This is a genomic window from Streptomyces sp. NPDC093591 (assembly GCF_044764885.1).
Taxonomy (GTDB): domain Bacteria; phylum Actinomycetota; class Actinomycetes; order Streptomycetales; family Streptomycetaceae; genus Streptomyces.
Window position 1 is genome coordinate 1 of the sequence record NZ_JBIWIY010000013.1, and the last position, 25,337, is coordinate 25,337.

Consider the following 25,337-nt stretch of genomic DNA (forward strand, 5'->3'; position numbering starts at 1 on the left):
GGGGCGGAGGGGCATAAAGCCCCTTTGGGAATTCCTGGCGGAATTCCTCGCCCGGGAATTCGCCTGGCGGCGAATTCTCTGTGGTTTATGCCGGGCCGCTGGCGCGGCCCTGGGTTTAGCGCTTGAATTTGCCTGGCGGCAAATTCTGCGTTGTGGGTGGATTTTTGGTTTGTGTATTTTGCCTGGCGGCAAAATTTCTTGTTTTGTTTTGTTGGGCCGCTGGCGCGGCCCTTTCTTGGGTTTTTGGGGTTGTAATTTTGTCGGAGCGCTGGTGCGCTCCGGGTGTTGACGGATTGTCAAATGCGTGACGCGGTGTCATGCCGGATGGCATGACGGGGAGTTACCGGGTTGGTGGGGTGGGGTGTTGCGGGCCTGGTGGCCCGCGGGGGTGTTCTGGAGTTGGTGTCTGCGTTTGAGGTGATGTCAGGTGTCTTGGCTGGCTGGTGCTTTGTACTGGATGGCTTCTGGTGGTGGTCTGCTCTGGCTCTTGGCCGTGTAGCGAAGTGCTCGCTATCGGCGGTCCGGGCCCTGCTCGGCAAAACGGCCTGGGACGGGTCCTCCTGACGGGCCGTACGGCAGAGCACGGTCGGCATGGATCGGTCGGCGGCGCCGGGCCGGGCGTGCACACATGCTGCTCGGTTATGTCCGCTGGCCTGCGCTGCGATGCAGAGGGCGGAGTCGATGTCGCGTTCGGCGGCGGCCGACTCAGGTTGGGGCCACGGGCGCTGCCACCATCAGCTCGCCGCGTCGTTGAACTTCTGCCAGGCCCACGGTCGTTGAGCACTGCGCCCGATATCCGCCCGGAGGCTCCGCCATGCCCACCGCCCAGCTCGACCATGCGCCGACATCCAGCCGACCGCCCAGGCCCCTGCCGCGTCCTCGCGTGGGGGAGGGTGAGGCCGCCGTCGTGATCACCGCGATCGCCGCAGTGACGGTGCCCGCCGTCCTCGAGCGCCCCGTCCCCGCCGTTCTGACCGCCCTCGTCGCCGGGGCCTGCATGCTGCTGCGCGGCCGTGCCGCCGAGCTGCTCAGCGTCCTCACCGGCGGCTGCTGATGCTCCATCCGCCACCCGAACTGTTCGAACTGACGGTGCTACGGGGCCTGTTGTGCGCGTGGAAGGGACGGCTGACCTTCGAGGCCATCGCGCGCTGGACCGCCAAGAGCGACCGATGTGTCTCCGCGTGCATGCTGCGCCGGGCCCTGGACTGCTGGCTGCCCACCCGAAACACCGTCCTCGCCTTCGCCGTCGGCGCGGTCCATGCCCGTGCCCGCGGGGCGCCAGCCAAAATGAGGGTACGGGTGGCCGAAGAGGCCGCCGAAGCACTGTCGCAGGCGGCCTCGGGCTCGGTCGCCCGCCAGCGGTCGGGACAGTCCCCGGCCCCGCACGTGCCGGGCCGCATCGGCGGCGTTGGCCGGCAAGCGCGCCGCCACGATGCTTCTCCTCCTGCTCGGGGCGCAGCCTCGGTCCGGGGCGGGCGCGCCGCGACGTGGCAGGGGAGGCTGTGGTGCCGGGCCGCACGGCGGCCGCTGTTCATGGTGTGCGTCCGATCAACGGGGTGGCCGCCGGGGCTGGTCAGGACGGCGCCGAGGGTACCGGCCCGGGCCTGAACATCTCTCCTTTCAGTACGTGTTGTCGCAGTTCACCGCCCCTGTGACGGAGATCGTCACGGTCGCCGCGGTGGTCGTGACGGACTCGGTCGCCGAGCTTGTCCCTCGGGGCAGGAGATGCCCTGGGAAGGGGGCGGGAACTCGGCCAGGTGGCCGCTGCGTTGGGATGTCGTTCGGGCCGCGTCGGCCAGAGCATCGTGGAGCAGGAGGACGTTCATGGATCGCGTTTCCGGTTCTCGATGCGACGACGGCGCGCTGTTGAGCAGCTTCGACTGCCGCGTGAGCAGGCGGGATGCCCAACAGGGCCTGGGGCAGGAGCCGGTGAGTGATCTTCAGAAGTGGCTCATGGCTCCGGGAAGTGGTAGCGCGTAGGTCATGATTGGTACCGAGGACCTCTCGCACCTCGTGGCGTCAGCTGCAACTGACGTCATGAGGTCACGGTGCTCGAGCAAGACCCAAATCCCTGTCTGGACCAACGGATGAGAGGAGATTCCGCGAGGTGGCGCCGCTGCGGTGGCGCCACCGTGCACCCCGCCTGGGGCCTCACTCATTGACGAAGAGACGTACGGAGAACACGTTGCAGTCCAACGATCCTTCGAACCCGTCCGCCATCGGGACTGGGCCGTTCATGCTTGTCGACGGCCGGATGGTCCCCTACACCCCCACCCCCGTGCCGGACACGGGTGGTGTCCCGGCCGGCTCGACGTTCTCGGCCTCCCAGGCCGCGTCCGCCGCGCCGACGGGCCCGTTCATCATCATCGACGGTGCCGTCCGTCCCTACGAGTCGGCCACGCCGATCGCCCCGGCGGCCGTGCCGGTGCCCGGCTCCGGGCCGATGGTCGTCCACGGCGTCACTCTGCCCTCGCTGCCCGTGGCGGGCACGGCGGGTGGCGTGGCCAGCGGCACGGCGCACAGCGTGTCCTGGCCGTCCGTGGCGATCACGGCGATCGTCGCCGTGGTCGTCGTCACCTGCATGCTCATGGGCATGTCGACCGAGGCGATCGTCGCGGGAATCGTGCTGATCGTCCTGCTGGCCAACCACGTGCGGACCGCACTGGCCTGACGTCCTGGATCCATCGGCCGGGGCCCTGACAGGGTCCCGGCCCCGGGCCGGACGGAAAGGAGACCGGTGATGGCCCGTACCCCCGACCCGCTGCCCCAGCGGGACGATCCGATGATCAAGCTCGCGCGGTTCCTGCGTGCCACGCAGGCCGACGCCAGCACGATCACCGAGTTCATGACCTTGCAGAAGATCTCGCAGCTGTCCGGGGTCTCGGAGGGCTCGCTGTCCAAGGCGCAAAACGGCGATCCGCGCGTCTCGTGGCGAACCGTGGAGGGGTGGATGCACGCCTGTGGCGGTGACCTCATGACCGCGCGCCGCCTGTGGAACAAGGTCCACGAGCTGCAGCAGGCGAAGGCCCCCGCTGACGCGGCCGCCGTGCAGGCCCGGGCGTTCGGCTACTGGGAACGGTCCGGGGGCCGGGCGGTCGTGCCGGGCTTGGAGACCGAGGCGCAGTTCCTCCTCGCCCTGACCGCACTGCGCAAGTACGTGGGCATGTCGCTGCGCGAGCTGTCGCAGGCCACCGAGCGCCTTGGTGTCCCCTACAGTCGCGCCACCCTAGGTGCCGTCATCGCCGGAGAGCGTGCCATGACCTTCGAGCACCTGGCCGCGGTCCTGGCCGGCTGCGGTGTGCCGGTACGCCAGCAGCAGGGATGGGCGCGCACCTTCGCCAAGTTCGATCCGGCACGTGACGTGCGCACGGGCTGGAGCCCGCGCTCCTTGCGCAGGTCCCGCCTGGTGGAGCCGGCCGGCGAGCAGGTCGAGGAGATCCTCCTCTCCTCCCCCGCGCGCACGCGCTTCGCGTCCGTGCTGGAGCGGGCGCTGACGGAGGAGAACGTGACCATCAAGGAGTTCGCCGCGCGCGCCAAGCTAGACATGCCGCTCGTCGACCGCCTGTTCGCGGGCAAGTTTCTGCCCGCCCACATGCTCGCCCGGGCAAGCGAGGCGGCCGTCGGGGCGAACCCCCGTACGAGGAGGGAACTCACCGTGCTGGCCCAGGCGCTCGTGCGCTCCCCCGCCCCCGGGGAACAGCGGGAGTGGGGCAGGTTCTGTCGCGCGAACGGCATCGCCGAGTCCTGGGCCGGGTAACCAGCCTGTTCCTCCAAAATAGGTGTTTTTGATCCCTGGCCCTGAGGTGTGTGCGCCTGGATGATCTGAGCTGGTAGGTGGGTAGGCCCGCGGGCGTGCCATGCCCGCTGCCGCCCGTCGCCGCCGCTACCCGTCCGACACATCCGTCGCCGAATGGGCCCTCCTGGAACCCCTGTTGCCGATCCCGGCCTGCCAGACCAAGACCGGCGGCCACCCAGAGAAGTGGCCCCGGCGGCAGATCGTCGACGGCATGCGCTACATCGTCGACAACGGCGCGAAAGGCGGGCTCTGCCTGCGGACTTTCCCCGTGGGAGACGGTCTACGGGTTCTTCCGGCGGTGGAACCGGGCCGGGGTCGTCACCTACATCCGTGACCAGCTCCGCCGCCGGATCCGTACCGGCAAGGGCCGCTGCCCCCACCCCGGTGACCCTGATCGTCGACTCCCAGTCGGTCAAGGGAGCCTCCACCGTCGGCCGCAACAGCCGCGGCTACGACGCCGCGAAAAAGATCAACGGGCGCAAACGACATATCACCGTGGACACGTTCGGCCTGCCCGTGATGATCACGGTCACGCCCGCCGACATCCAAGACCGCGACGTCTTCTGGCACCTGCGCCTCACCCAGCCCCAGATCACCCAGGTCTGGGCCGACCGCGGCTACGCCGGCGACCTCGTGGACTGGGCCCGACCCCGCCTCTGGCTCACCCTGCGCATCATCTCCCGGCCCCAAGGGCACCCAGGGCTTCGTCGTCCTGCCCCCCCCCCCGCTGGAAAGTCGAGCGCACGATCGGCTGGTGCATGAACGCCCGCCGCAACGCACGCGACTACGAACGCCTTCCCCAGCACTCCGAAGCCCACCTGTAACTGGGCACTCATCACCATGATGACCCGACGCCTCACCCGCAGAGCCCCCGCACCAGCCAGTGGGCCAAGAAGCCCCTGGTGACCCGCTGACCTGTGATGCCCCATACTGCGAAAGGGATGCGCACATCCGACAAAACAGCCGTCTTCGTCACTCATCGGCTTCGAGAGCGTGGCGCGCGGCAACTCGGAACTCGGCGAGCGCCTTGGCGAAGTCAAGGGTGAATCTCGTCCAGAGTTCTCTCACATCTGGGCTCAGCGAAGTCCTGGGCAGCGCGGATGATCTCCCAGGAGAGGGCAATAACTGGGTGAAGAGCCTCAGAAAGAGGCTCGGGGCCTTCGAACCCCACCAACTGTGCGGCCTGAAGCAGATCTGATCGCGCTCGAGACGCTGCGGAAAGGACCTCGGCGCGTTCGTCGCCGGTGAGTTCGTCCCTCAGCCTTCCGGTGTTCCAGGACATAGTGCGACCAGCCGATATGAAACCGATGTAAGCATCTCGTCGGGCTTCACGCCGCCACTGTTTATGAGCGGCGCTTGCGTGGAAACGGGTCTGCCATCGCATGGCCCAGGCGGTCGCCAGGGCCGTGAGGGCGGCGCCTACCGCACCGATGCCAGCACCAAGGACTGCCGCTACTCCTGGGTCCATACAGAGAGTATGTCGACACAGAGGCAGGAACAGGCCCGCTGCACCGGGTTGAAAAACAGCTACAAAGGGGCGGGGCGAGGTGTTCGTTGACCTCGCCCCGCCCCTTCTTCGATGCCGCAGCCCGGCGGCGCAGCCGGCGACGAGTGTCCGCTGCTGCGCAGCAGCGTCGGCCTGTGGGGCGGGATGCCTACCGTATACGGGGCGGCGCCCGCCAGCCGGTCGCCAACGACTGCACCTGGTACAAAGGGGTTGGGCGGCCTCGATGCCGTGTTCTGCGTGCCCAACTCCGGCTTCCTTTCCCGCCGCTCCTCGGGGTGCCCGGGGCCACCAGTCGTGGCTGGCCCGCAGCGGTACCGGGGGGGCCAGCCACGGGTGCAGCGGTACTGCGACGCCGTACACGTGCAGCGTGATCGGCTTCGGGGGCGGGTCGGTCACGCGCCACTCCGGCGTCGTGCGTCCTCGCGGCCGACCACCGTCGGCCGGATGCCCTCCTCGACCGGTGGCCACGACGGCACGGCGCACCGCCTGCCCCACCGTCGCAGTTCCTCAAGCTCGCACCGGCGCCTGGCCTTGCGCAGCACGGTCGTCGACGCCGACCTCCATGCCGGAGAAGGCCGTCGGCACCGTCTGCCCAGGGGGCTGCTGGCCTCGCGACGACTGGCCCTGGCCGGTCCACGCTGTCTGCGTGCCGGACGCCACGTCGTTCCACCGCCAGATCACGGCCGACGACATCGGACTCTTTCGGAGCGGACCGCGCCAGACCAGCCCCCAGGACGTCCGCCCTCGGCGTCTGCGAACAAGTAGGCGTATACCCCGACCGCCGCGTCGTCCACGGGAATGAGACTGGCGCTCCGTATGCCGATGTCCGGATACGACCACTCGCATGCGTGACATGCATGCGAGTGGTTCACAGCGAACCCGGGCAGCACAATGGCTACCAGGGTCACGCAGTCTGACTCTCCACCGGCAGAGCTACGGACCCGGCGCCAGGGCTTCGGAAACGGGTCGTCAGATCTTCCGGCTTCCTGTACTACTTCCTCATGTCCAAGAAGATCGACCTGTGTGGGATTTCTTTTCCGCGGCTATTGCATCATGCCAGAGGCGACTTTTCATTGGGTGCTCTCCCATCCTCAGCAAGGGGTGGCTGGCGAGTACCTCAGCACAAAATTCAATTCACACAAAATGTAACTACTAAACCCTTCCAGCTTCAAGCGAGATACAAGTTAGTCACAATTGCAAATTTTTCATCGTGCCCCTGATCGCCGAGGTCCGGCTCCGGGGAAAGAAGCGCGTCTGCGTCGACGATCTCGCCGGATCCACTGGCCACGCAGTGTCGCGGCGCCGCGGTCGGGCAATGCCCGGTCTCCCCGGTTGCGCTGGCGACCTGGGCACTGCGGGGCCGACTCGCAGCAATGGCATGCCGAGAGGGGCCTCGCGGATTGCTCTCGGGCAGCCCGCTCGATGGCATCGCAAAACCCTCTCGGAGCAGCCGAACAAACGCACCGACGAGCCCCACGTTGCAGACCGGTGCCAGCATGCTGGAAGCCTGCCCCTCAGGACCGCCGGCAGGGCCTGCTCAGTCCGATTACCCATCGGAAAGGACTGCGCCGCCCCTACGTGTCGTGGAGGGCGCACTTCGGCGCGTCAACGAAGCGGCTGAGTGCCGCCCAGTATGGGGTGTAACAGGCGTCGAAGCGGGTCTCTGCGCCTGCCTCTCCGGCAATGATGGAGTTGAGGTCCTGATACGGATCGGTTGTTGCCTGTTTCACCGCGTACGCTGCAGCAGCCGCCTCGTCTGGCCCCTCCAGCTCGATGACACGCACAGCCCTCCTCAGGTCGCCGTAGGTGTCCCGGATACGGTCCCGGAAATCCTCGAGCGACACCGACCGACTCTCAGGGTCGCTGAGGCCTTGGACTTCGGAAACCTTCCAATACAGCTCGGCCGTCCGCTGACCTTGCTGGATGAGGTCCAGGTAGGCCGCCCTACGGGCCTCGTACAGCCGCTGCATGCGCTGCGACGCCGCCGCGTCGGCCTGGATGCGGGCTGCTCTGGTGTTCCCTCGGCTGGTCACCCAGCTGGCCACCACAGCAGTCCCGCCGGTGAGTGCGGCAATCCAAAACGTATTGTCAGCCACGCAGCGCAGTGTCCGGGGCCTGCGTTACAACCGCCAGAGCGCACTCGAGCACCCGCAAGCGGCCTCTTTTGAACCCCTGTTGAGTCAAAAACCCCAGTGGGGCAAAGCAGAACCGGTGACATACCAAAGCCCCTCATCAACCACTGGCGCAGTCTGACACCTCCGCGACGTCAGCGGCCAGACAACCACATCAGCAGCAGAGCGCGTTGCCTCACAGGTCACTGCCCCCTTGCGTCCCAACGCCGGCAAGAGCAGGTGGGGCGGGAGCCTCACTGGCAGAACGTGGTCCACGAAAACGGCGAATGCTCTCGTGGCCCCCTGGCCTGATAGCCAATCCAGGCAGCACGGACGCCAGAGCGTTTCCCGATGGGACTTGGCAGTCACGCCAGCACCTGTCGCCCAGGTCCGCGGCATCCGCTGCGGGCGTTTCTCTAGAGTGCTGGAAGCGGCTGGCAGGGTGCCGCACCGTCCGAAATGCCGACCAGTTCCCCACGGTTGCCGCGCATGGGCGGGGCCCTGCAGACGGGCCCCGCCACACACAGAGGCGCAGGTGAGGCTGCAACCAGCACCCACGCGAGCTTCCGTCACCCCGTCTGGACCAACAGATGAAGAATGACGAAGAGCCGGGCACAGGAAGGCCCCTAATGCCAGGACCAGCGACCGTGCCTGAAGCGAACCATACGCGACTCGCTTCGTGGTCCTCAGCATGAGTGCTAAGCCCAAAGAACCGGAAACCGACAAGACAGTGCGAGACAGATCTGAAGAACGGGCGGCTCCGACCTGCTCAAACGCTGCGGCCATCGGCAGTTGTTCAGGCGGACCATGGAGCTCAACACTGCACCGCTGATGCACAGTTGGCCGACCGAAGCGCTGCTCCTGACGCTGCCTGGTAGACGCAAATGGCGCCAGCGCTAAGCGGAAAGACGAGACAGCACAAAAGAATCAATCCCGCAGACCAGGCCACCGCTCAGTTGCCCATCCATCGCACCAATCACACCGTGCAGACAGGCCAGCCAGCGAAGCTCACGGCCCGCGCCTGCATCACAATCGCCATGTGCCGTACGGCCAATCCTGCAGTCCCGAAGGCTGCAACCCGCCTCACAAACGCACTGGCCGACAGCACCCAGGGCCGCCTGGCCTCTGCAGCTGCCGCTGCCAGAAAGGACCGCAGCAGGCCGCCCGAGGCCTGTTGCGTGAATGATCTGCAGGCGTCGGCTGCCGATGCCCGTGCACCCAGCCGGCCGACACACCGAAGGCCGGTTCTGACTGCGGCCGGATCGCAGTGGGCCGGGAAGGCCAGCATGCGACCTCATTGCAAGAAGAACAGGCTGCCCATGTCGATGCCCGGTGCTGCAGGGCCGCTCCGGCGTGCCCGAGTGAGGGCGACCCCGGTCCTCCAACCTGGCACACCGGTAGGGACCAGGAACTGCCCCTGATATTTGCTATAGCAATTACTCTTTACCTCTCCTGTGGGTGACACTTCCACCTTCCCTCGATTAATCCCATGACGGTGTGACCTGCTGCCTGCCCGACCGTTCGATGGACGGTCGCCGCTGCGCGGGCAGGTCACATCCCTTGGCTGCCGCTGCCCCAAGCTCCGGACGACCGGTGCAGCCAGTGGACGCAGCAGTCCAACAGGCGGCCCGGCCATCGGGCGCCTCCGGCACCCCATGCACCATCGCAAGGTGAGGGGTCATGTGTTCCCGGCCGCCCAGGAGAACGTGGGACACCAGCTCATGAGGAGCTCGCAAGGGACCACTCCCCGGCTGGCCGCGGGTAGGTGCTCCGGCGCCGAGAGCGTGTGGCATCCGTCCGGATATTCCTGTGCGCTGCGGCTGGCCGAGCGGACAGCGCAGTACCGGCCGACCGGGAAGGGGACGTACATGGAGCGGCTGGAACTCGTGGTCGTACAGATGTAGCGGCAGCTGCTTGGGGTCGAACCATTTGCCTCCACGTCACTGTGGTCGTAGGCGATCTGCCGCTGGTCGTCGACGAACAGCCGCAGTTGCGGGGTGTGGGCACCGTCGAAGACGGTCCAGTCGCCGACGGCAAGGACGTGGAAGCGGTGGTCACCGGCAGGTACATCGATGGCCAGGCAGGCGAGGCGAGAGCGCTGCTCGCCTGACTGCGGCATCTGTCCAGGGGCGCGCAGGGTCTCTTGTCGAACAGCGGTGACCGCGTCGACATACGCGCGGACGCCCAGGGCCATCAGGTCGAAGGCGGCAAGGATACCGAGCTCGAGCCTTGGCATGCAGCTTCTCGACGCTGTTGCTGTCCGGGGCGTCCATCCGTTGTTCGTACGGCACGAGTTCGTCCTCGACCATGTACCGATCGCTCCGGCCATTCTCTCCGAGGTGGAGGGGGTCTGAGAGGCCTTCAGGCCATCCTGGGGTCACTATGCCGGCACAGTCACGCAGCATCACATTCCACCGGTTGGATCAGCGCGCTGTCTCGCTGACGACGCTGCTACTTACTGATACCACCGGCGTGGCAGGATCCCAACCCATCGAGGTTGGGCAGCACGCCGCAGGCGGCGCGGATGATGTCCGGGGTGTCGACGAGGGGGGCAGCCGCGGGCACGGGCGGCAGCGCAAGGCGCCACAACGACTCACTTCCACAAGTAGGGAAGCGAATCCCAGTAGCTGAGGGATTCGGTCTTTTTAGACGAACTGACATACATCTGCGAGCCCTTAATGGCTACCCAGCTATTGTCTCCCTTTGCCCATGTATAGATAGCGTCAACATCATCCCAACTCTCAGGAAGTCCTACGAAGCTGTCTCTGATCGACCTGGTAACACCGAGACCCCAGTCACTGGTGTGCACCTGGTTGCCCTTCTTGAATCCGACAGCTCCACTCGCCCACGTCCAAGCACCACTTATCCCCCCGTTCTTTTGCCAGTCTTCAGGGAGCGAATCCCAGAAGCTGAGGGGTTCGGCCTTCTCCGACGAGCCGACGTGCATTTGGGTGCCTTTGATGGCTACCCAGCTGTTGCTGCTGTCTGGCCATGTGTAGATGGCGTCAACATCATCCCAGCCTTGGGGTAGGCCCTCAAAGCTGTCTCGGACGTAGGCCATACGCCCGTGGCCCCAGTCGGTGGTGTGCACCAGATTGCCCTTCTTGAATCCGACAGCTCCACTCGCCCACGTCCAAGCACCACTTATCCCTGGCATAGCGTTCTCTCCCTCATCCGGTCACATGGACACCGCAACCAAGTTGCGACTCTCGCCCGCTGCGGCACCAGGCTGGGCATCTACCGTTGGGCGTGGGGCAGAGTTTCAGTGGCTGCACGGCTTTCGGCGCCTGCGGATCCGCTGGGAACGGCGAGCCGACATCCACGAAGCGTGCCTCAAACTCGCCCACTGGGAAAGTGGGCCACGATACGTCCCACGTACCACTTCTCCGACCCGCCCCCGGGAGCGCGCCCACACAAGAGCTCGATGTCGACATCCTGATCGGGTTCCACCGGCACGGATTGCCTCTGACAACCACCCTGGTGTCCTCGATGAGGTCCTCATCGGACGGCTCCCCTCTCATCCTCAGCCGGGGGTCGCCAATACTTCTCGGAGACGACTATGTCCCCTACCGCGACGAACGGATTGGCACCGTGGACACCGAGCGACAGGTAGCCGGAGAGAGGGTCGCTCAGCCGGACCCACTGGCTGGTGGTTGAATCAGGGATCACCTGTGTGCAGATCACGTTCGGATCGAACGCAGACATCGCCACTCCTCCGCCGATCACCCGCCTACCATTTCAGTCTGCTCTTCAGCGGCGGGAACGAGCCCGACTGAGATGTACAGCTCGTCCCGACCAGGCTCCAGGCCCATGGCAACAAGTCCCCTGCGCACGCCAGGTTGGGCTCCGTCCACACCGTGCAGGGTCGGCACGCAGGAGGCCAATGGGTCGTGGACTCCGGAGCCAGAAGTAGGGGAAACGGGGAACAACGTGCGTGCCGAAGCGAAGAGTGCCAGCGCGATCGTGTCTCCGTCGTCCTCTCCCTCACTCCATGCCGCACTGAGTCCCAGGCGGCGTCCTGCCAGCCGCCGTATCCCATCGGGGAGATGGCGGTTCAGGACGGCGAGTGCCTCGGGGTGGCCCACGGTGTGCAGGAACGGCAAGAGATCTACCACATCGATCGCGGGCAGCCTGACGTAGAGTTCTCGGCGTTCGCGAGCCGGCTGGATTCCTAGTATCCGCGGTCTCGTCCCAGCAGGCAGACGCCGCAGGGCTGACACCAGCCGGCCCGGTAGCAACTCCGGGGGCAGCGCGGCGTTCTCGGCGACCTCGGCGTAGAGTTTCAGTTTGGGAGTCACACCCGGCGCCTCCCGACCGCCCAGCCAAGTACCGAAACGTATCTCGCCCCCTGCTTGGCAGGAGGCCAAGCCATCGGCGAGTTGTGGGGGCGGTTCCTGGCCGTTCGCTGCGAGCAATGTGGTGGCGAGGAAGAGTCGTTCGGTGTCGGGTGTTTCTGGAGGTGCGACTTCGGCGGTCCACTGGACGCCTTGGATCCACGAGGCCGTCGTGAGCTCGACGGGGAAACCGGTGGGGGTCAGCCGGCTCCACCTGTTGGCGACCTCGTACCAGCTGCTGCTCTGCAGACGGTCGACAGCGGCGCTCAGCAGTGGGGGAAGTTCCGCCTTTCCGGTTAGGGCTGAGACCAGGCGAGACACCGGCTCGCGCATCGGACCATCCTCCTCACACGGCTGCCTGAATGGGGATAAGGGTCTCCTCGCCGTCCACGGGCGCGGCCTGTTTGATGCTTCCGTCCGTCATCACGAGTGTCACGCGGTGGCGGAAGCTGCGGTGCGCCGGATTGAGCAGGGCGATGTGCAGTGGTACGGGCGCTGTTGCCGTTCCAGGGATCTCCAGCCGCTCGTGCCGTGTGTAGGAGTTCGCGGGATCCTGGTAGTCGACGTCCAGGAAGGCGAGAGCGACGCTGCCTGGTGTGAATAGCGGTACGGCAGTGATGTCCAGAGCGGACATGAAGGGATCGTTGACCGGTAGGAACGATGCCTCGCTGGTCAACGGGCCAGTTGTCAGGACGGTGCCGTTCTTCAGATGGTGGCGGAACGTCGCCGTCCAGCTCCGATGGTTGGGGCGGGTCAGCCGCAGACGCCATACCTGCGGGCCCCCCTTGGGCAGGACGCGGAGGACGTCATTGCGCCGGAAGGTCACGCTGTCGTCATAGCTCAGCTCGACGTCGATCGCGTCCACGATCCCCTCGTCGATGCGGTTGGGGAAGAGCTCGAGTTCGAGGAAGCCTAGGTCCTCGGCGGCATCCACTCGCAGGGTGCGGTCCATGGTCGGCCGCGGCCCAATGTCGTAGCTCAGCTTCTCCCCTATCCAGGGCGAGCCTGCGTCGAAGTTGTGTTGCAGACTGACCCGGAATCCGAGGTCGCGTGACTGGTCAAGGAAGGTCTCGAACCGCTTTGGCCCAGGGTCCGCTGCCGTCAGGCGGAACTCACCGTGTGCGTGTCCCCGGGCGTCGGCGGGGTCGCCGTAATCGATCGCCACGTCTGTGGAGAACAAGCCGATCTTCTCGAAGTCGGCGGAGCTCACGATGTCGACTCCCAGTGTGTGGAAGAAGGGGTCGTCGAGGTCGACCTCGACGAGGTGACGTGACTTGTCGGCCAGCTCGTCGAGGAGCAGACCGACGAATCCCTGGGGCGCGTAGGTCCTCCTTACCGTGTGCTTCCGGTCATAGATGAAGGTGAGTGTCTTGCGTTCCTGCTGTTCAACGAAGCGCAGACGGAAGGAGACCAAGGCAGGTACTCCACTGCCTGTTGCCGTGCCGGGGGCCGAAGGACTCGGCACTGGTGTCGCACCGCCGGGTTGGGTCGGTAGCGCTCCGGGCACAGCCGTGGTCGTGGCGGCACGTGCCAGCGTGGCGCGGATCGAGACCGCGGGAAGTGGGGCCGCGGAGGGCCAGTCGACCGTCACCGGGTGACTGCTGCCCGGGGCCACCTCGACTGTCACGGTGCCCAGGGCGTCGAGGGGCCGCGGCACGCCGTCGACGGTCAGCACAGCACCGGGTGGCCCGATCACTCGCAGCCTCTGTGCCGTCCCCATCGCCCCGGGCACCAGCAACAGACTCGTACCTGCAGGCAGTGGTTCGGGAGTGGTCTGCGTGGTGTTAAGCGTCGCTGGCGCTGGAGCGGGCCCGCCAGCCGGCGGTGTGCCCGGGGGCGTCACCGGGCCGGGTGCGCTGGGCGCACCTCCGCCGGGAGCTGCCGAACCCAGCCTCTTCACTCGCTCGAGTATGGGGTCCAAGCCCTCGGGCTGGGCGGGGCCTTTCAACTGGCCGAGGTCCAGGGATGGTTCGAACCACTTCTTCAGCAATTCGTCTTTGAAGAAGTCGAGGGCCCATTTCTCCTTCGTTGCGGTGTCTGCGTTCCCGCCGAAGTCCGTGACGTTGATCCTGATCGCTCCGTCCTGCACGAGTTTCTCAAAGCCGGCGTCGATGCCGGCCTTGACCCAGTAGATCTGTGCCTCCAGGCCGGCCGAGAAGTGGTTGTAGACGCGGTCGAGATCGGCTGTGATCTCGATGTGCATATCGGGGGTGAGCGCGGAGTACTCCAGTTCGTATATGACACCGATGGGTGTGGCGCCCTTCTCGAACGCGCCCTTCAGGATGATCGCTCCCTCGTGATCCAGGACCAGGGAGAAGGCAGCGGTCTGCTCGCCGATGAGGGACGGGCTAGTGGCGCCGAGGATCTTCTCTACCGCATTGAAGGCTCCTGGCAGTGCGGGCAGGGCCGCCGTCCCGCCGGGACCCTCCAGGTTGAGGGCGAGGCAGCGGACGGTGCCGCGTTCAACGGGCGCTGCGGCCAGTTGCGGCTCTCCGTCCGGGACCATCGACGCCAGGCGACCGAGAATCTTCGAACGGGTACTGTCAGGCAGGATCACGACGGTCTGCAACATCAGAAAGCCGCCGCCCTCGACGCCCGCCTCGGCCACCGCCGGCTTGTAGTGGATGAGGCTGAACGCGGGGCTGCCGTCCGGGCGCTTCCCGAGTGCCACCTGTGTGGCGAGGTACCAGAACTGGTGCGGGTCGGCATGGTCGTGGAACACGGTCACGCCGTCGATGTCGAACGCGCGGGAACCGAGCTGCAGCATGGTCCTTCCCTCTCGTCTCCAGCTGAAGCGGTCTTACGTCGTCGCTGCGATGGTGACGGCATCCGTGTCGAAGCGGCTCCAGTCCGTCTCGGCCGAGAGACCGTTGCGGAAGAGCCGGCGGATTTTCAGGTCGAACGCGTCTGCGGCAGGATCCTTGAAGTCGAACTCGAAGACCCCTGTGGCGTCGGGGGCGGTGAAATCGAAACGATCCTCAAAGGACAGCTGGGCGACCTCGTCCTTAGCGCGCGCTTCGACCTGGATGCGTTCCAGTCCCTTGGCGGCGAAGTCGGACGGTGAGCGCAGGGTGACACACCGGTGCCCCCGCGGGTCCGCCTGGACGAGGATGCGGCTGCTGACCGTCGTTGACCATGGGCCTTCCCGCACTGTGGAGTCGAGCATTAGGACGACGACGCGGTACCGCGTCCGGTTGAGGGTCGGATCGACGCGGTCGGCGATAAAGGGCCTCGGCGGCGTGCCCTTGGTGACCTCGATGGAATCTTCCACGCGGATGTCGTGGGCGGGATCCTCGTAGAGCAGGTCGACGAAGGCACGATCTACTTGGGCGAAGTCGAGTACCGAAACGATGTTGATCTTGAGGCGCTGGGGGAATGGGTCCGGCACGTCCACCTGCGGCCGGGTGAGGGGTGTGAACGGCGTGATGTGGTCGCGGTGGTCAGACGCGCGGTAGGTGAGACGCGCCTGCACGGGGCCGGCGGGTGGCCCGACGAGGAACCGTTGCCACGAGCCCTCCGGCTTCTGGGCTGTCAGGCGGACCAGGTCGCTTTGATGGATCTTGTGCGCCGGGTCGTCGTAGCGCAGTTCGACCTCTACAACCGGATAGCGGTCGAAGGGGAAGTTGGGCAAGGTCAGTACTGGGAAGGTCTCGAGGGAGAACAGGTCGCGCGGCTGGATGGTCTTCGCCTCCTCCGTGACGACCTCCTTATCCGAGGCCAGGCGGTGGGGACGCTCGCCGGCGTCGACTGGGTTGAAGTCGACGGCGTATTCAAGGTCGACGGGCATGACCATACGGCCGTTCTCCACGCGCGACGGCCACTCGACGTCGGTTTCACTCCGCTGGCTGTCCAGCACTACGGTCTTCGTCTCTCCGTCGTACGTCAGGTTGACCGTCACGGCACGGATTCCGTCCCGCTCGTCGGCCTGAGAGACGACCCGTACCTTTCGCCGCTGGAACCACGGGTCGTCGGCGTCGACGCTCATGACAAGCCGCGACCGGTCCACGCCGCCTGCGAGGAACTCGAAGAGTCCCGAGAGGTGGCCCTGCGGATACATGGTGCGCTTGATCGTGATGCGCTCCGAGAAGTCCACGTCCAGCCGTTTGGAGTCCACTCTCTTGTAGTGGGTCTTGCGGTAGCTGAACTTGCCGAGCGGGGTTGTCCGCTGTGGCGAGAAGGCAGAGACGACCTCGCTCGCCCTGTCCCAGCCGTCGGGCGGCCGGCGCATCGGATCGAGCGAACTCTCGAAGAACGCGTCGGTGATCATGTCCCGGACCTGGGCCAGCGCCGCGTCCCTGCGCTGGGCAAGGGTGCCGCTCTTCTCATCCTCGGGCACGAGCGTGTCGTCTTCGAGCGTGATGACGCGATCCTCGACCAGACGCTCGCACACGTCGTTGATCTGTACGGAGTCGAAGAGTCCCTCGTGCCCGAACGTCGTGTCCAGGATGTCCTGGGTCCGGTCCCAGTCGACCGCGAGCCGTATGTGGTATGCAGGGCGCAGCGCCAGATAGTCGAGGCTGTAGACGACACCGATGGGCGACATCTCGCCGGCCATCACCTGGTCGAGGATCGTCACGCCCCGGCCGTCGAGCTCCACGGAGAACGCCGCGCGGTTGTCCCCGTACAGGGCTGGCTTGGCTGCATGGCGGATGGCCTGCACCGGGCCCGCCCCTCCGGGGGTGTCGCCGTCGCTGCCCGCGCCGAAGAGCATCAGGCTCACGCTGCCATCAACCACCGGGACCGGCGCGAGGCGCGGCGGCCGCTCCAGGCCCGCCAGCCGCTGCAGCTGCCCCTGGACGCTCTCCAGCCCGCCGGGCGGCATTCCGAGGTGCACGTCGAAGTCGGCGAACCCACCGGAATGCCCCTCGGAGCGATCCTTGATCAGAAGGAACTGCGGAACCTCCACCCCGCCGTCGCTCCGCGTGACGAACCGGGGCCCCAGGGGCAGATAGTAGAACTGCAGGGGGTCGGCGTGATCACGCATCACCGACACGCCTTCGACGAGGTAGTACGGCGGTGCTTCGAGCAGCATGGCTCAGCCCTCCGGATGCGTTGTAGAGCAGAGTGGGCGGCTCAGGCGGGAACCTGGAGAATCAGCTGCTCGTCGGTCACCTGGCCAGGCGAGGACGCCTCCTTCTTCGACCCGTCGGCCATGAAGTACGTCGCCTTCCAGGTGTATTTGCGGTTGTTCCGGTCACGGACCGCCAGCTCGTACTTCTGCTCGGGGCCGTCCTTGCGGAAGGTGAAGCTCTCCGCCTCGTCGATGCCGTGGGTTTCGTCGGTGTAGTGGAGGTCCACCGTGGCCAGCTTGGCCGCGGACCAGTCGATGAGATCCGGGATGAGCCGCACGTTCAGCAGCGCCGCGTCCTCGCCCAGCAGGAGCGTCCTGCCGGTCAGCGTCTGCTCGCCGGAGTCGGCGGACGTGCCGTCGCGGAACGTGGTGATGGTCCGGTAGGTCACCGTGCCCTTGTGCTCGTCGATCACCGGGAACTGCCAGTCGTGGAAGCGCTTTTCCTTGGTGAGCGCGATCGATGTGGTCTGCCGGTAGTTGTTCTCATCGTCGGCGTAGGTGAGGTCAAGGAAGATGGTGTCGATCTGCCGCTCGAAGTCGCCGCGCGTGCGTACCTGCACCGTCCCGTTGGCGGAGAACGGATCGTCGACGTAGAACCGCTGTCCCCGGAGGCCCTTGAGCTCCTTCACGTACTCGCGTCCGTCCTTCATGAAGTACGTGATTGAGCCCCCGTAAGGCTGCACAGGCTGCATCAGGACCTCTTTCACCTGCTCCACCTTGGTATCCGACGTGATCTGGAAGCGACATACCGGTGGAACCCCCGGTGACACCTCGGGGTGCGTGAGGGTCAGCACGGCTCGGGAGACCTGGTCGAAGTTCATGTCACCGCGCTCGATGTCGACGAGCCAGATACCGAGCTCGTCGATGTTGACCCGGAGCTCCGTGGTGTCGGCGTCCAGCCATTCAGACGTGAACACTCGGCTCTCGCCCTTGTAGTTGACCACGTACTGATACTTGTATCCGGTGGGTCCTCCGTCGGTGAAGGCCTCGAACTTCCCGATGTCGTCAGCCTTCTTAAAGCTGAAGGTCTGGATACCATCGCGTGCAGTGCGCGGCGGATAGTCGATCTTCACCTCCACACTGAAGATCGGCAGGGTCTCGAAGTCCGCGTTCACCAGGATATTGACGCCGAGCCGACGGAAGAACGGATCGTTGACGTCGACCTCCATCGCGTAGTCCTCCCACTTGAACCCCTGGCCAACCAGCGAGGGCATGTTGGCCTGCGGAAGGACGTGAGCCGAGATGACCTGGTTCTCCTTGAACTCGATGTGCACGTCCGAGGTCTTGTTGACCGTGATGTCACGCCGGATGTTCTCGAAGTCCTCTTCCCGGATCTTGGAGAAGTCACGGTTCTCCGCCGGGATCGCCTCGATCAGATTACGCTTGACCGCCTCGTCGAGCTGCTGCGTCACCGACGACCGCAGTGTCTCCAGCATCTTGGCGACAGCGGGGTCGTTGCCCGGGAGTGCCCCCGGGTCGATCTCGACGATGCGGGACTCGGAGTTGGTGAAGACCTCGCTGATGTGCTCGCTGAAGTCGTCCTCGGACCAGAAGTTCTCCTCGAAGTCGACGGTCTGGACGAAGTTGTAGAACTTGCTGGCGAACCACGTGCCGACGGCCTTCACCGGAGGCATCCGGCCGGCGAAGACCATGTGGTAGATGATGCGGACGCCTCCGGCACCCTCACTGCGCATGACGGCCTCGAAGACCGGCGCGCCGAACTGGGTGAGCTCGGCCGAGATGGCCACCACGTTGTTCCCGTACATGGACGGCCGGCCCGCGTTGTTCACCTTCTGGACAAGATTGCCGCTCCCGGCCAGCACTTCGACGGTGACCTCTGCGTCGGTGATCTGGGGCTTCGACAGGACGATCTGCTGAGGGTCGACAGCCGGGGCGCCCTGGCCACGCCGGCCCGTGAGCTGCTCCGCGAGTCTGGCGCGGACCGACTGCTCCTGCTCCGGGGTCAGCGCCAGTTCCACGTCCATGAAGACCAGTGCCGCGCCGATGTCTCCGTTCTCCATCTCCTTGGGGGTGCGGTACTTCACGTACTTGAACACCGCCTTGTTGCCGTCGCGCCGCAGGATCGGCACCTTGGGCAGCACATACACCAGAAGCTGGTCGACATCGTCCGTGTAGACCATCGCTTCCGGCAGGTCGATGGCACCGTGCAGCTGAAGCATCCTTGCCTCCTGAAGGTTGATCAAGACGCGTCGAGCAGGTCGGCCACGTCTTTTTCGTGTACGAGAGTGCGCTCCCCCGCGGTCATCTCGCTGACCAGTCGCATACGGCCCCTCACCCCGCCGATGGCCGCCTTGACCGCGTCGGTCTGCTCTGCCGTGAGCGTCGCCGCCAGCGCCGTGTTCCACGGGGGAATCCCTGAACTCGTTCCCTCGGTCACGGTGGCCCAGCTGCCATCGGCGGGCCGTGTCTCCACCGCGACACGCGTCACGGCCACGGGGACGGCCCGCACTGAGGGTGCCGCCCCGCCGTCGCCTGCCGGCAGCCGAGACGGCAGCACATCCCGTGCGGCATCGGGCAGGTCCAGACGACTGGTGAGCTGGAGGAAGGACACCGCTCCCGCATCCACCACGCCGAGCGCCGGACGGCCACCCGGCCCAGCCTCCAGAAACGGCCCCGGCGGTACGTATGTCCAGACCGACGGATCCGCCGGGTCCGGGCGCAGTTCCAGGCCGTCCAGCACAACCGGCTCCTCGGCTGCCCCCTTCTCCACGGACAGCACCAGGTCATCCGCCGGCATCACGACCGCAGACCACGGTCCGGGCGTCCTCCCACGCGAGAGCCGCCAGACGAAACCCGGCTGGAAGGGCGAGACCGCAACCCAGGAGATCTCGGCTTCCCTCCGCTCCGCGCTCAGCCGAATCGCCTGTGGGTCCAGGTCGCCGCTCTCAGGCCGCCATTCCACCAGGAGAGGCGGATCACCAGGCTCAGCACGGCAGACGAGCTTGGCCCGGTGTACCCCGAAGCCTGGGAGCGTCACAGGATCCAGGTCGATCCGCGGCCTGTCCTCCAACGGAAGCTCGATGTCTTGCCCCGCACCGAGTGGCTCGAGCAGGAGCGTCCCGGAGGGACCGAGTCCTCTCGGTACGGCGAGCAAGGGCGTCGCCGCGTCAAGCCGGCCCACTACCCTTCCCGACGCGCCTCTGAGCGTGACCGTGGCCACGTCGGTGAGCGCACGGGAGGCTCGAACGACGGTCAGCGGCAAAGGAAAGTATTCCGGGCCGAGCAGAAGCCGGTCGGTGGCCGCCGACCGCCACGGGCCAGCGTGTTCGAGCGTCGCGTCGCCGTCGGTGAGAAGCGCACGCAACCGCACCTCTCCCGCGAGTCGTTCGCCTGGCGACAGCACGATGTCGGCCGTTGCGGCCCAGTCGGGCGGAGCCAGCCTGACGCCCGCCGTGACCTCCTGCGGTCGCAGAGGAGGCGCCGGAGGTATCCGCAGATCGGCGAAAAGCGCTAGGAGGTCTGCCATGGGCTGCGGGAGATTGGCCGTGAATGAGACCCGGAGGTGCCCGGTCGGCAGGCGAGGCACCTCGACCGTCCGGAGGCAGCGCTCGACGGAGCCACCGGACAGCTGTCGCGCTGCGGCGAAGGGGTCCATGCTCAGCACTCGTTCGGCGGTGATCTGCGCTGGCTTCGAAAGGTCGTCGCGGCGCGGGTCGTCCGGAAGCTCGGCCGCAGGCAGAAGGCGGTACTGGTCAGTTGTCGAGAGGTCGGGGGCCGCCACCTCTCTCCGCAGGCGCATTGCCAGAATGTCCGCCCGCAGCCGCCGGTCGACGGCGTTGGGATCCCCGGTCACCGTGAGAACAGGATCGCCCAGCAGCGCATCGAGTGTTTCCGCGAGCGCCTGGCTCGTGACGACCGCCTCCCTCCCGAGGCGTTCGGCGACGGCCTCGGCCAGACGCCGCCGGGTGAACTGGAGCGCAAGGGGAATACGCGACGGCACCGCAGGAAACGCGAGCCGCAGTACCGCGTGCACCGGCAGTGTCCCCTGCTCGACCAGACGCCGGGCGAGCGCCGCGCCCTCGGCGTCCAGGTCTGCGACGATGTGCGCTCGCGTCAGCAGTCCGGGGCTGATTTCGGCCGGCGGCATCAGCCAGCGCTCCGATGCCCCGAAGTGAGCCGACACACCCAGCACACCGCCCTCCAACTCGGCGGGCACCACTCGGGCGGGGATCCGCTGGGCTACGAGGGCTTCTCCGACCGCACCGAGCGGGGTGTCGACGGCAAAGCCAATGTCCAAGCGACCGGACGGGCCGCTCTCCGCGTTCCCGCGGCGGAGAAGCGTGAGCAGTAGGGCGGCAGACCCGTCCTCCTGGAGCGCCAAGCCCAGGATGTCAGGGACCAGTACGACAAGCGTTCCACCGAACGACCAATACGCCGACCCGGGCACCGAGTCCACAGGTCTGCTCAGGTCGGGCACTCCCGCGAGCATGATCACGGCCCTCCGCCCGGGGGCGGAACCGTCTTGACCGGCAGCAGGATCGTGTGGTCCGTCTGCCGCCAGGGGCTCACACCAACGCCGCCGGACTGCCAGACTGTCTCCGTCTGGTACCGGATAGGGGGCGCCTGGACCCCGCTCACCAACGGTTCGATGGGCACACGCACAGTGGTGGCGGCCGACAGATGATCCTCGGTCAGGCGCACCGTACCGCCGTGCTCGACGGTCACCACGAAAGCGGCCACCCGGTCGCCAGGCCGGTCAGGGCTCAAGAACAGAGCCGGGACCGCCTCCACGGTCACGTTCCTCGTCAGGTGTGCCTGCACCCTGCGGTCGAACACCAAGTCCCACATGACCTTGCGGTCCGGCTCCGCCACGACGCCCGTCTCGTCGAGACGGATCACGTCGAAGCCAGCTGCGGGCAGAGGGCTCTCCGGAGCCAGCCGTACGTCCAGGCCAGCCCCTGGGGCCAGTTGCGTACCCGCCGCGATACCTTCCACCCGCAGTACCACACGGTCCGCGCCGCACAGAGCCATCGCCGTGAGGTGGTCGACACGCACCGTGCTCTCGATGACGTTGGTGAGGCGCGCGCTGATGCCGTCCGGCTTCGCCTGTCCCGGCACCAACGCAAGCACCCCTCCCGCCGTGCGGTCCAGGCGCAGCTCCAGCGGTATGTCCTCGGGGGCCTCACCGCCAGCGGCGATCCGGACCTCGCCCCGCAGCAGGCTCAGCGAAGCCCCGAACAGGGCCTCGTAGACCAGGCGGAAGTCCTCGAGCCCAAACGTCTCAGCGTGGGTGAGACCGCGCTCCAAGTCGATCAAGGCGGCGGGTCTCTCCGTCAGCGCGGTCGAAGGAGCGCCGTTCTGGGGCAGTGCCAGCCGCAGCGCCGGCTGCGCTTCCGGGAGGACCTCAAGGCGGACGGGCACTGTCGCCCCCGAGGCCTGGGCATCCGCCTCGAGCGTCGGCAGTGCCGCACTCAGACGGCTCTCCTCGGTAACCGGCCGAGCCGAGAACTCCACAGTGAACTTTAGGTCGGCCTCGCTTGCCGCACTGGTGGCGCGGATCTTGAGAGCGGGCCGGTGTCCTTCGTCGGGGAGCCGGGCCAGCAGGAAGCGGTCTGGCAGGAAGTAGTAGCGCTCCGGTCGTACCGGATCGTGCCAGTAGGGGTGGCTGCGGTCGCCGTGGAACACGCTGAGCCTGCCCATAGGCTGCACCGCGCCGAACCGTTCGCCCAGCCGGGCTCGCTCCTCCTCGGGCAGAACCAGGGGCGATGGCTGGACCACTGAGTCAAGTGCAAGGCGGACAGTGCGGTAGCCAGCCTGACCGTCTTCAAGGATCTCGCCCGTCGGGATACTCAAGGTCACACCGTGATTGACGACCAGTGACGTCTCGGACTCTGCCGAGCAGAGAGCCGCGATCACCTGCCGCCTGAGCGTGGGGGCTGGCAACGGCATCGTGGCGATGAGCTCGTGCTCGTCACGGCCAAACTGCACAGAAGGGAAGGCAAGTTCCTGAAGAACACTGCCTCCGGCTTGCGCCACGGGGAGCCGGTACCTGAGTGTGACTCCAACCAGATGCGGCAGCGGCAGCACGGTGGACAGCTCACGTCCCTCTTCCCAAAGGACGGCAGACAGCTTTACGGCATCGTCCTCCTGCACGACGGTAACGAGCGGTATATCCGTATCGGTGGCCACGTTGTAAGGGATGAGCTCGAACTGCAGCACCCCGTCCGGGCTTGTGAAGAGATCACCGAACGCTGGTGTGGGGGTCGCCGCGACCGCCACGCTGCTCCGGTCGGACGGTGAGGATGAGGCGTGGGGGACTCTGCCTGGCAGCTGTTCGAGAGGCGACTGGTCGACCCATTCCCGGACGGTCCTAACCGAAGAGGGCGGCGCCTCGGGGACAAGGCTGCTCAGGAAGAGCTCATACGAATCGATGCTCATCCTGATTTGCGCCATGGCCGCTTCCGGATCCATCTCGCGCAACATCTGGGAGTCGAGCCCGAGCATCTGGGCCGTCCACTCGTCGGCTGGATCGAGGTTTAGGTTCAGGGCAGTCGTACCGGCGTTTACTACAACCGCCTGAGCGTCTTCCGTCACCGGTCCTCCCGTACGGGGGAGTCGTGTACAAGGCTTCCCCCGGACCGCAGCGCGGTGCCCCGCCGTAATAGCGAGTTCCACGGTCCGTGGACGCCTCCGCGGCACACGCTGGGGTCACCGAGCGGACACTCGTCGGGACAGCACCGGCATTAGGCCGCCCGCCCGGGCCCCGTGGCTCGGGCTACGCATCCGTGCGCCAGTCCTACGCGTGAAACACGAGAACGGAACGGATGTGAGGGCGCGACCTAAGGTCACGGCATTCCACCAGTCCCAGAGTGACACAGGGATCCGGGTCCCGCATCTGCGGCCTCCTCTCGCTCCAGCACCTGGACTTAACCGCCGTCGCCCGTACATCGACGCGTCAGGTACCGGCCCAGCAGATCGCGCGCGACGAACAGCGCGGCGCTCTGGCTCACTTCGTGCGGCACTGAGGCGGGCGGCAAGAGCAACCTGAAGGTCTCTCACTGTCATGCCACTTCAGCAGCGTGGCGAAGGACCGCAGCTGCCTGGTAGGACTCAGCGGCTTCGGGTGGTGATGGGGCATCACTGCTTCAAGCGTGACGGTCGGCTCCGTAGAAGGCTGACCGCAAGCTCCGTCCAGAGATGCGCGTGTGGGTGAGCAGTGACAGATTGAAAGAGGGGTGGGAGAAGTTCCTGAAGCGTGGCAGAGCCACTGCGTCAGGTAGGTTCCACCGGTGCGCTGGGAGGTCTCATGCCCGCGTCTCCCGAGTTGATCGCAGCCAAGCAGACTCTCACTTCAGATGTGTTTCTCTTTGATGAAGTGACCGGAATCGATATCGGATTCCGTGACGAGGGAGCTGCCGACCCCGAGGATCTCGCTATCCGCATTTTCGTGCGGGACGCAGCGGCAGTACCGCCGCTGCTCAACGATACCCTGGCCCAGTTCCCTGTCCCTATTGTCGTGCTCCAGCGCAGCTTTCGGTCTCTTGCCACGCTCCCTGACAAAGGCAAGCACCGGCCGCTGGTGGGCGGTGTGTCGGTCTGCTGCGCCCGCATGGGTTTGCAGGGCTTTCACGCCGGGACGCTGGGGGCGTTGGCTCGCACCACGGAGACCGATCCACCCATTCTAGTTGGTCTGTCTAACCATCACGTCCTTGCGTTCGACAGCAACCGAGCGTTCGGTGACGAGATCATGCAGCCTGAGCCAGGGCCTCTCGGCGTGATTCCGAGTGACCGTGTGGGTGCTCTCGCCAGCTGGGCCTACCCTGAACAGGTTTTCGAGGGCACTGCGGATGCGGCCGTGTGTACGATCGAAGTGCCCGCACTGGCGGAGATCAGCGAGGTAGGCGTCACTGCCGGTACCGCTTCGGAATCGATCGGCATGCAGGTACGCAAGCGTGGTAGGACGACTGGACTGACGTTCGGCATCGTGACAACGGAGAACGACCAACTGCGGGGCTCCTACCTCGTAGATTGCCCCAATTTTCCGCCCGTGAACAACCCGTTCAATGGCCAGCCAACGACGATGCGGAGATTGACAAACCAGTTTCTGGTAAAGCCCGACTTCATTCTCTCCGTCTCCTTCTCGGACCACGGAGACTCGGGCTCGGTAGTCGTAGACACCCAGAACCGTATCGTCGGGCTACTACACGGTGGCGGCTACGTCGATGAGCACAGCCCGCAGGAAGTCGCGGTCGCCACCCCGATTTCCATCGTCGAGCAGGATCTGCGGATCAGTCTGACTTCACCGCTATAGCGACCTCGTGCGTGCCTCGATGGAGGCTCACCACCCTCCGTCGATGTGTACGGCAGAAGGTGTCTTCCCATGTCCGGTTTCCTGTCTGTCATCCCAGGTACTACGGCGAATCCAGCTCTGCCTGGGAGCACCGTGAGATTGCGGCTCGTTGACCCACCCGCAGGGACTGCATTCGGCCCCGTGCCCGGCACGGTAGCGCTCCGCTCCGCAGACGGATCTGAGACGACCATGAGCGTGACCACGTGG

The 25,337-nt window shown here is 66.1% G+C and carries 16 protein-coding genes and 2 pseudogenes; 7 read left to right on the plus strand and 11 right to left on the minus strand.

From position 1 onward, the window contains the following. From ACIREI_RS26370 to ACIREI_RS26390, 5 genes and pseudogenes are all read left to right on the plus strand, one after another. On the plus strand, window positions 1-289 hold a 289-nt coding region (locus ACIREI_RS26370), incomplete at its 5' end, for a hypothetical protein (RefSeq protein ID WP_403337438.1). Between the two features lie 525 nt (window positions 290-814). Next, a complete protein-coding gene (locus ACIREI_RS26375; protein ID WP_403337441.1) occupies window positions 815-1,054 on the plus strand; it encodes a hypothetical protein in 240 nt (79 codons plus the stop codon). Window positions 1,055-2,236: 1,182 nt separating this feature from the next. After that, complete coding sequence (locus ACIREI_RS26380; protein ID WP_403337444.1) at window positions 2,237-2,671, plus strand: hypothetical protein; 435 nt, start codon at window positions 2,237-2,239, stop codon at window positions 2,669-2,671. A gap of 69 nt (window positions 2,672-2,740) precedes the next feature. Beyond that, window positions 2,741-3,757, plus strand: coding sequence for a hypothetical protein (locus ACIREI_RS26385; RefSeq protein WP_403337447.1), 1,017 nt, complete (start codon window positions 2,741-2,743; stop codon window positions 3,755-3,757). A 100-nt stretch (window positions 3,758-3,857) separates the two neighbouring features. Then, a pseudogene (locus ACIREI_RS26390) lies at window positions 3,858-4,704 on the plus strand (IS5 family transposase); the annotation flags it as partial. A 1,106-nt stretch (window positions 4,705-5,810) separates the two neighbouring features. Here ACIREI_RS26390 and ACIREI_RS26395 read toward each other — a convergent pair. The 4 genes from ACIREI_RS26395 to ACIREI_RS26410 all read right to left on the minus strand — a co-directional run bounded on the left by ACIREI_RS26395 (window position 5,811) and on the right by ACIREI_RS26410 (window position 10,505). Then, window positions 5,811-5,996 carry a hypothetical protein gene (locus ACIREI_RS26395; RefSeq protein ID WP_403337449.1) on the minus strand — a complete coding sequence of 62 codons (186 nt, stop codon included), beginning with the start codon at window positions 5,994-5,996 and terminating at the stop codon, window positions 5,811-5,813. 881 nt (window positions 5,997-6,877) lie between these two features. Continuing rightward, window positions 6,878-7,399 (minus strand): hypothetical protein, encoded by a 522-nt coding sequence (locus ACIREI_RS26400; RefSeq protein ID WP_403337451.1) that lies wholly within the window; start codon window positions 7,397-7,399, stop codon window positions 6,878-6,880. 1,693 nt (window positions 7,400-9,092) lie between these two features. Further along, window positions 9,093-9,650, minus strand: a complete 558-nt coding sequence (locus tag ACIREI_RS26405) for a hypothetical protein (RefSeq protein WP_403337454.1) — start codon at window positions 9,648-9,650, stop codon at window positions 9,093-9,095. A gap of 357 nt (window positions 9,651-10,007) precedes the next feature. Further along, entirely contained in the window at window positions 10,008-10,505 is a 498-nt protein-coding gene (locus tag ACIREI_RS26410) for a hypothetical protein (protein ID WP_403337457.1), read from the minus strand. A gap of 129 nt (window positions 10,506-10,634) precedes the next feature. Between ACIREI_RS26410 and ACIREI_RS26415 the strand changes: the two are divergent. Continuing rightward, a pseudogene (locus ACIREI_RS26415) lies at window positions 10,635-10,755 on the plus strand (IS5/IS1182 family transposase); the annotation flags it as partial. Window positions 10,756-10,912: 157 nt separating this feature from the next. Here the strand turns inward: ACIREI_RS26415 and ACIREI_RS26420 are convergent. Genes ACIREI_RS26420 through ACIREI_RS26450 form a run of 7 tightly spaced genes read right to left on the minus strand, consistent with a single transcriptional unit; the run spans window position 10,913 to window position 23,374 of the window. Further along, window positions 10,913-11,119: a hypothetical protein gene (locus ACIREI_RS26420; RefSeq protein ID WP_403338041.1), complete on the minus strand. Its 207-nt coding sequence runs from the start codon at window positions 11,117-11,119 to the stop codon at window positions 10,913-10,915. A gap of 17 nt (window positions 11,120-11,136) precedes the next feature. Beyond that, window positions 11,137-12,081, minus strand: a complete 945-nt coding sequence (locus ACIREI_RS26425) for a hypothetical protein (RefSeq protein ID WP_403338044.1) — start codon at window positions 12,079-12,081, stop codon at window positions 11,137-11,139. A 13-nt stretch (window positions 12,082-12,094) separates the two neighbouring features. Continuing rightward, a complete protein-coding gene (locus tag ACIREI_RS26430; protein ID WP_403337460.1) occupies window positions 12,095-14,515 on the minus strand; it encodes a hypothetical protein in 2,421 nt (806 codons plus the stop codon). A gap of 33 nt (window positions 14,516-14,548) precedes the next feature. Beyond that, window positions 14,549-16,780, minus strand: coding sequence for a hypothetical protein (locus ACIREI_RS26435; RefSeq protein WP_403337463.1), 2,232 nt, complete (start codon window positions 16,778-16,780; stop codon window positions 14,549-14,551). Between the two features lie 41 nt (window positions 16,781-16,821). After that, window positions 16,822-18,999 carry a hypothetical protein gene (locus ACIREI_RS26440; RefSeq protein WP_403337466.1) on the minus strand — a complete coding sequence of 726 codons (2,178 nt, stop codon included), beginning with the start codon at window positions 18,997-18,999 and terminating at the stop codon, window positions 16,822-16,824. 20 nt (window positions 19,000-19,019) lie between these two features. Next, window positions 19,020-21,275: a hypothetical protein gene (locus ACIREI_RS26445; RefSeq protein WP_403337469.1), complete on the minus strand. Its 2,256-nt coding sequence runs from the start codon at window positions 21,273-21,275 to the stop codon at window positions 19,020-19,022. Beyond that, on the minus strand, window positions 21,272-23,374 hold the full coding sequence (locus ACIREI_RS26450; protein ID WP_403337471.1) for a hypothetical protein: 2,103 nt from the start codon (window positions 23,372-23,374) through the stop codon (window positions 21,272-21,274). The genes ACIREI_RS26445 and ACIREI_RS26450 overlap by 4 nt, the downstream gene beginning before the upstream one ends. 661 nt (window positions 23,375-24,035) lie before the next feature. On the opposite strand from ACIREI_RS26450, the gene ACIREI_RS26455 reads away from it, so the two are divergent. Continuing rightward, complete coding sequence (locus tag ACIREI_RS26455) at window positions 24,036-25,091, plus strand: hypothetical protein (protein ID WP_403337474.1); 1,056 nt, start codon at window positions 24,036-24,038, stop codon at window positions 25,089-25,091. Window positions 25,092-25,337 lie beyond the last annotated feature (246 nt).

Coding starts and splice junctions, on each gene's coding strand:
- ACIREI_RS26375 (WP_403337441.1), top strand. CDS start 815: ATGCCCACCGCCCAGCTCGACCATGCGCCGACATCCAGCCGACCGCCC.
- ACIREI_RS26380 (WP_403337444.1), top strand. CDS start 2,237: ATGCTTGTCGACGGCCGGATGGTCCCCTACACCCCCACCCCCGTGCCG.
- ACIREI_RS26385 (WP_403337447.1), top strand. CDS start 2,741: ATGGCCCGTACCCCCGACCCGCTGCCCCAGCGGGACGATCCGATGATC.
- ACIREI_RS26395 (WP_403337449.1), bottom strand. CDS start 5,996: ATGTCGTCGGCCGTGATCTGGCGGTGGAACGACGTGGCGTCCGGCACG.
- ACIREI_RS26405 (WP_403337454.1), bottom strand. CDS start 9,650: ATGCCAAGGCTCGAGCTCGGTATCCTTGCCGCCTTCGACCTGATGGCC.
- ACIREI_RS26420 (WP_403338041.1), bottom strand. CDS start 11,119: ATGTCTGCGTTCGATCCGAACGTGATCTGCACACAGGTGATCCCTGAT.
- ACIREI_RS26425 (WP_403338044.1), bottom strand. CDS start 12,081: ATGCGCGAGCCGGTGTCTCGCCTGGTCTCAGCCCTAACCGGAAAGGCG.
- ACIREI_RS26430 (WP_403337460.1), bottom strand. CDS start 14,515: ATGCTGCAGCTCGGTTCCCGCGCGTTCGACATCGACGGCGTGACCGTG.
- ACIREI_RS26435 (WP_403337463.1), bottom strand. CDS start 16,780: ATGCTGCTCGAAGCACCGCCGTACTACCTCGTCGAAGGCGTGTCGGTG.
- ACIREI_RS26440 (WP_403337466.1), bottom strand. CDS start 18,999: ATGCTTCAGCTGCACGGTGCCATCGACCTGCCGGAAGCGATGGTCTAC.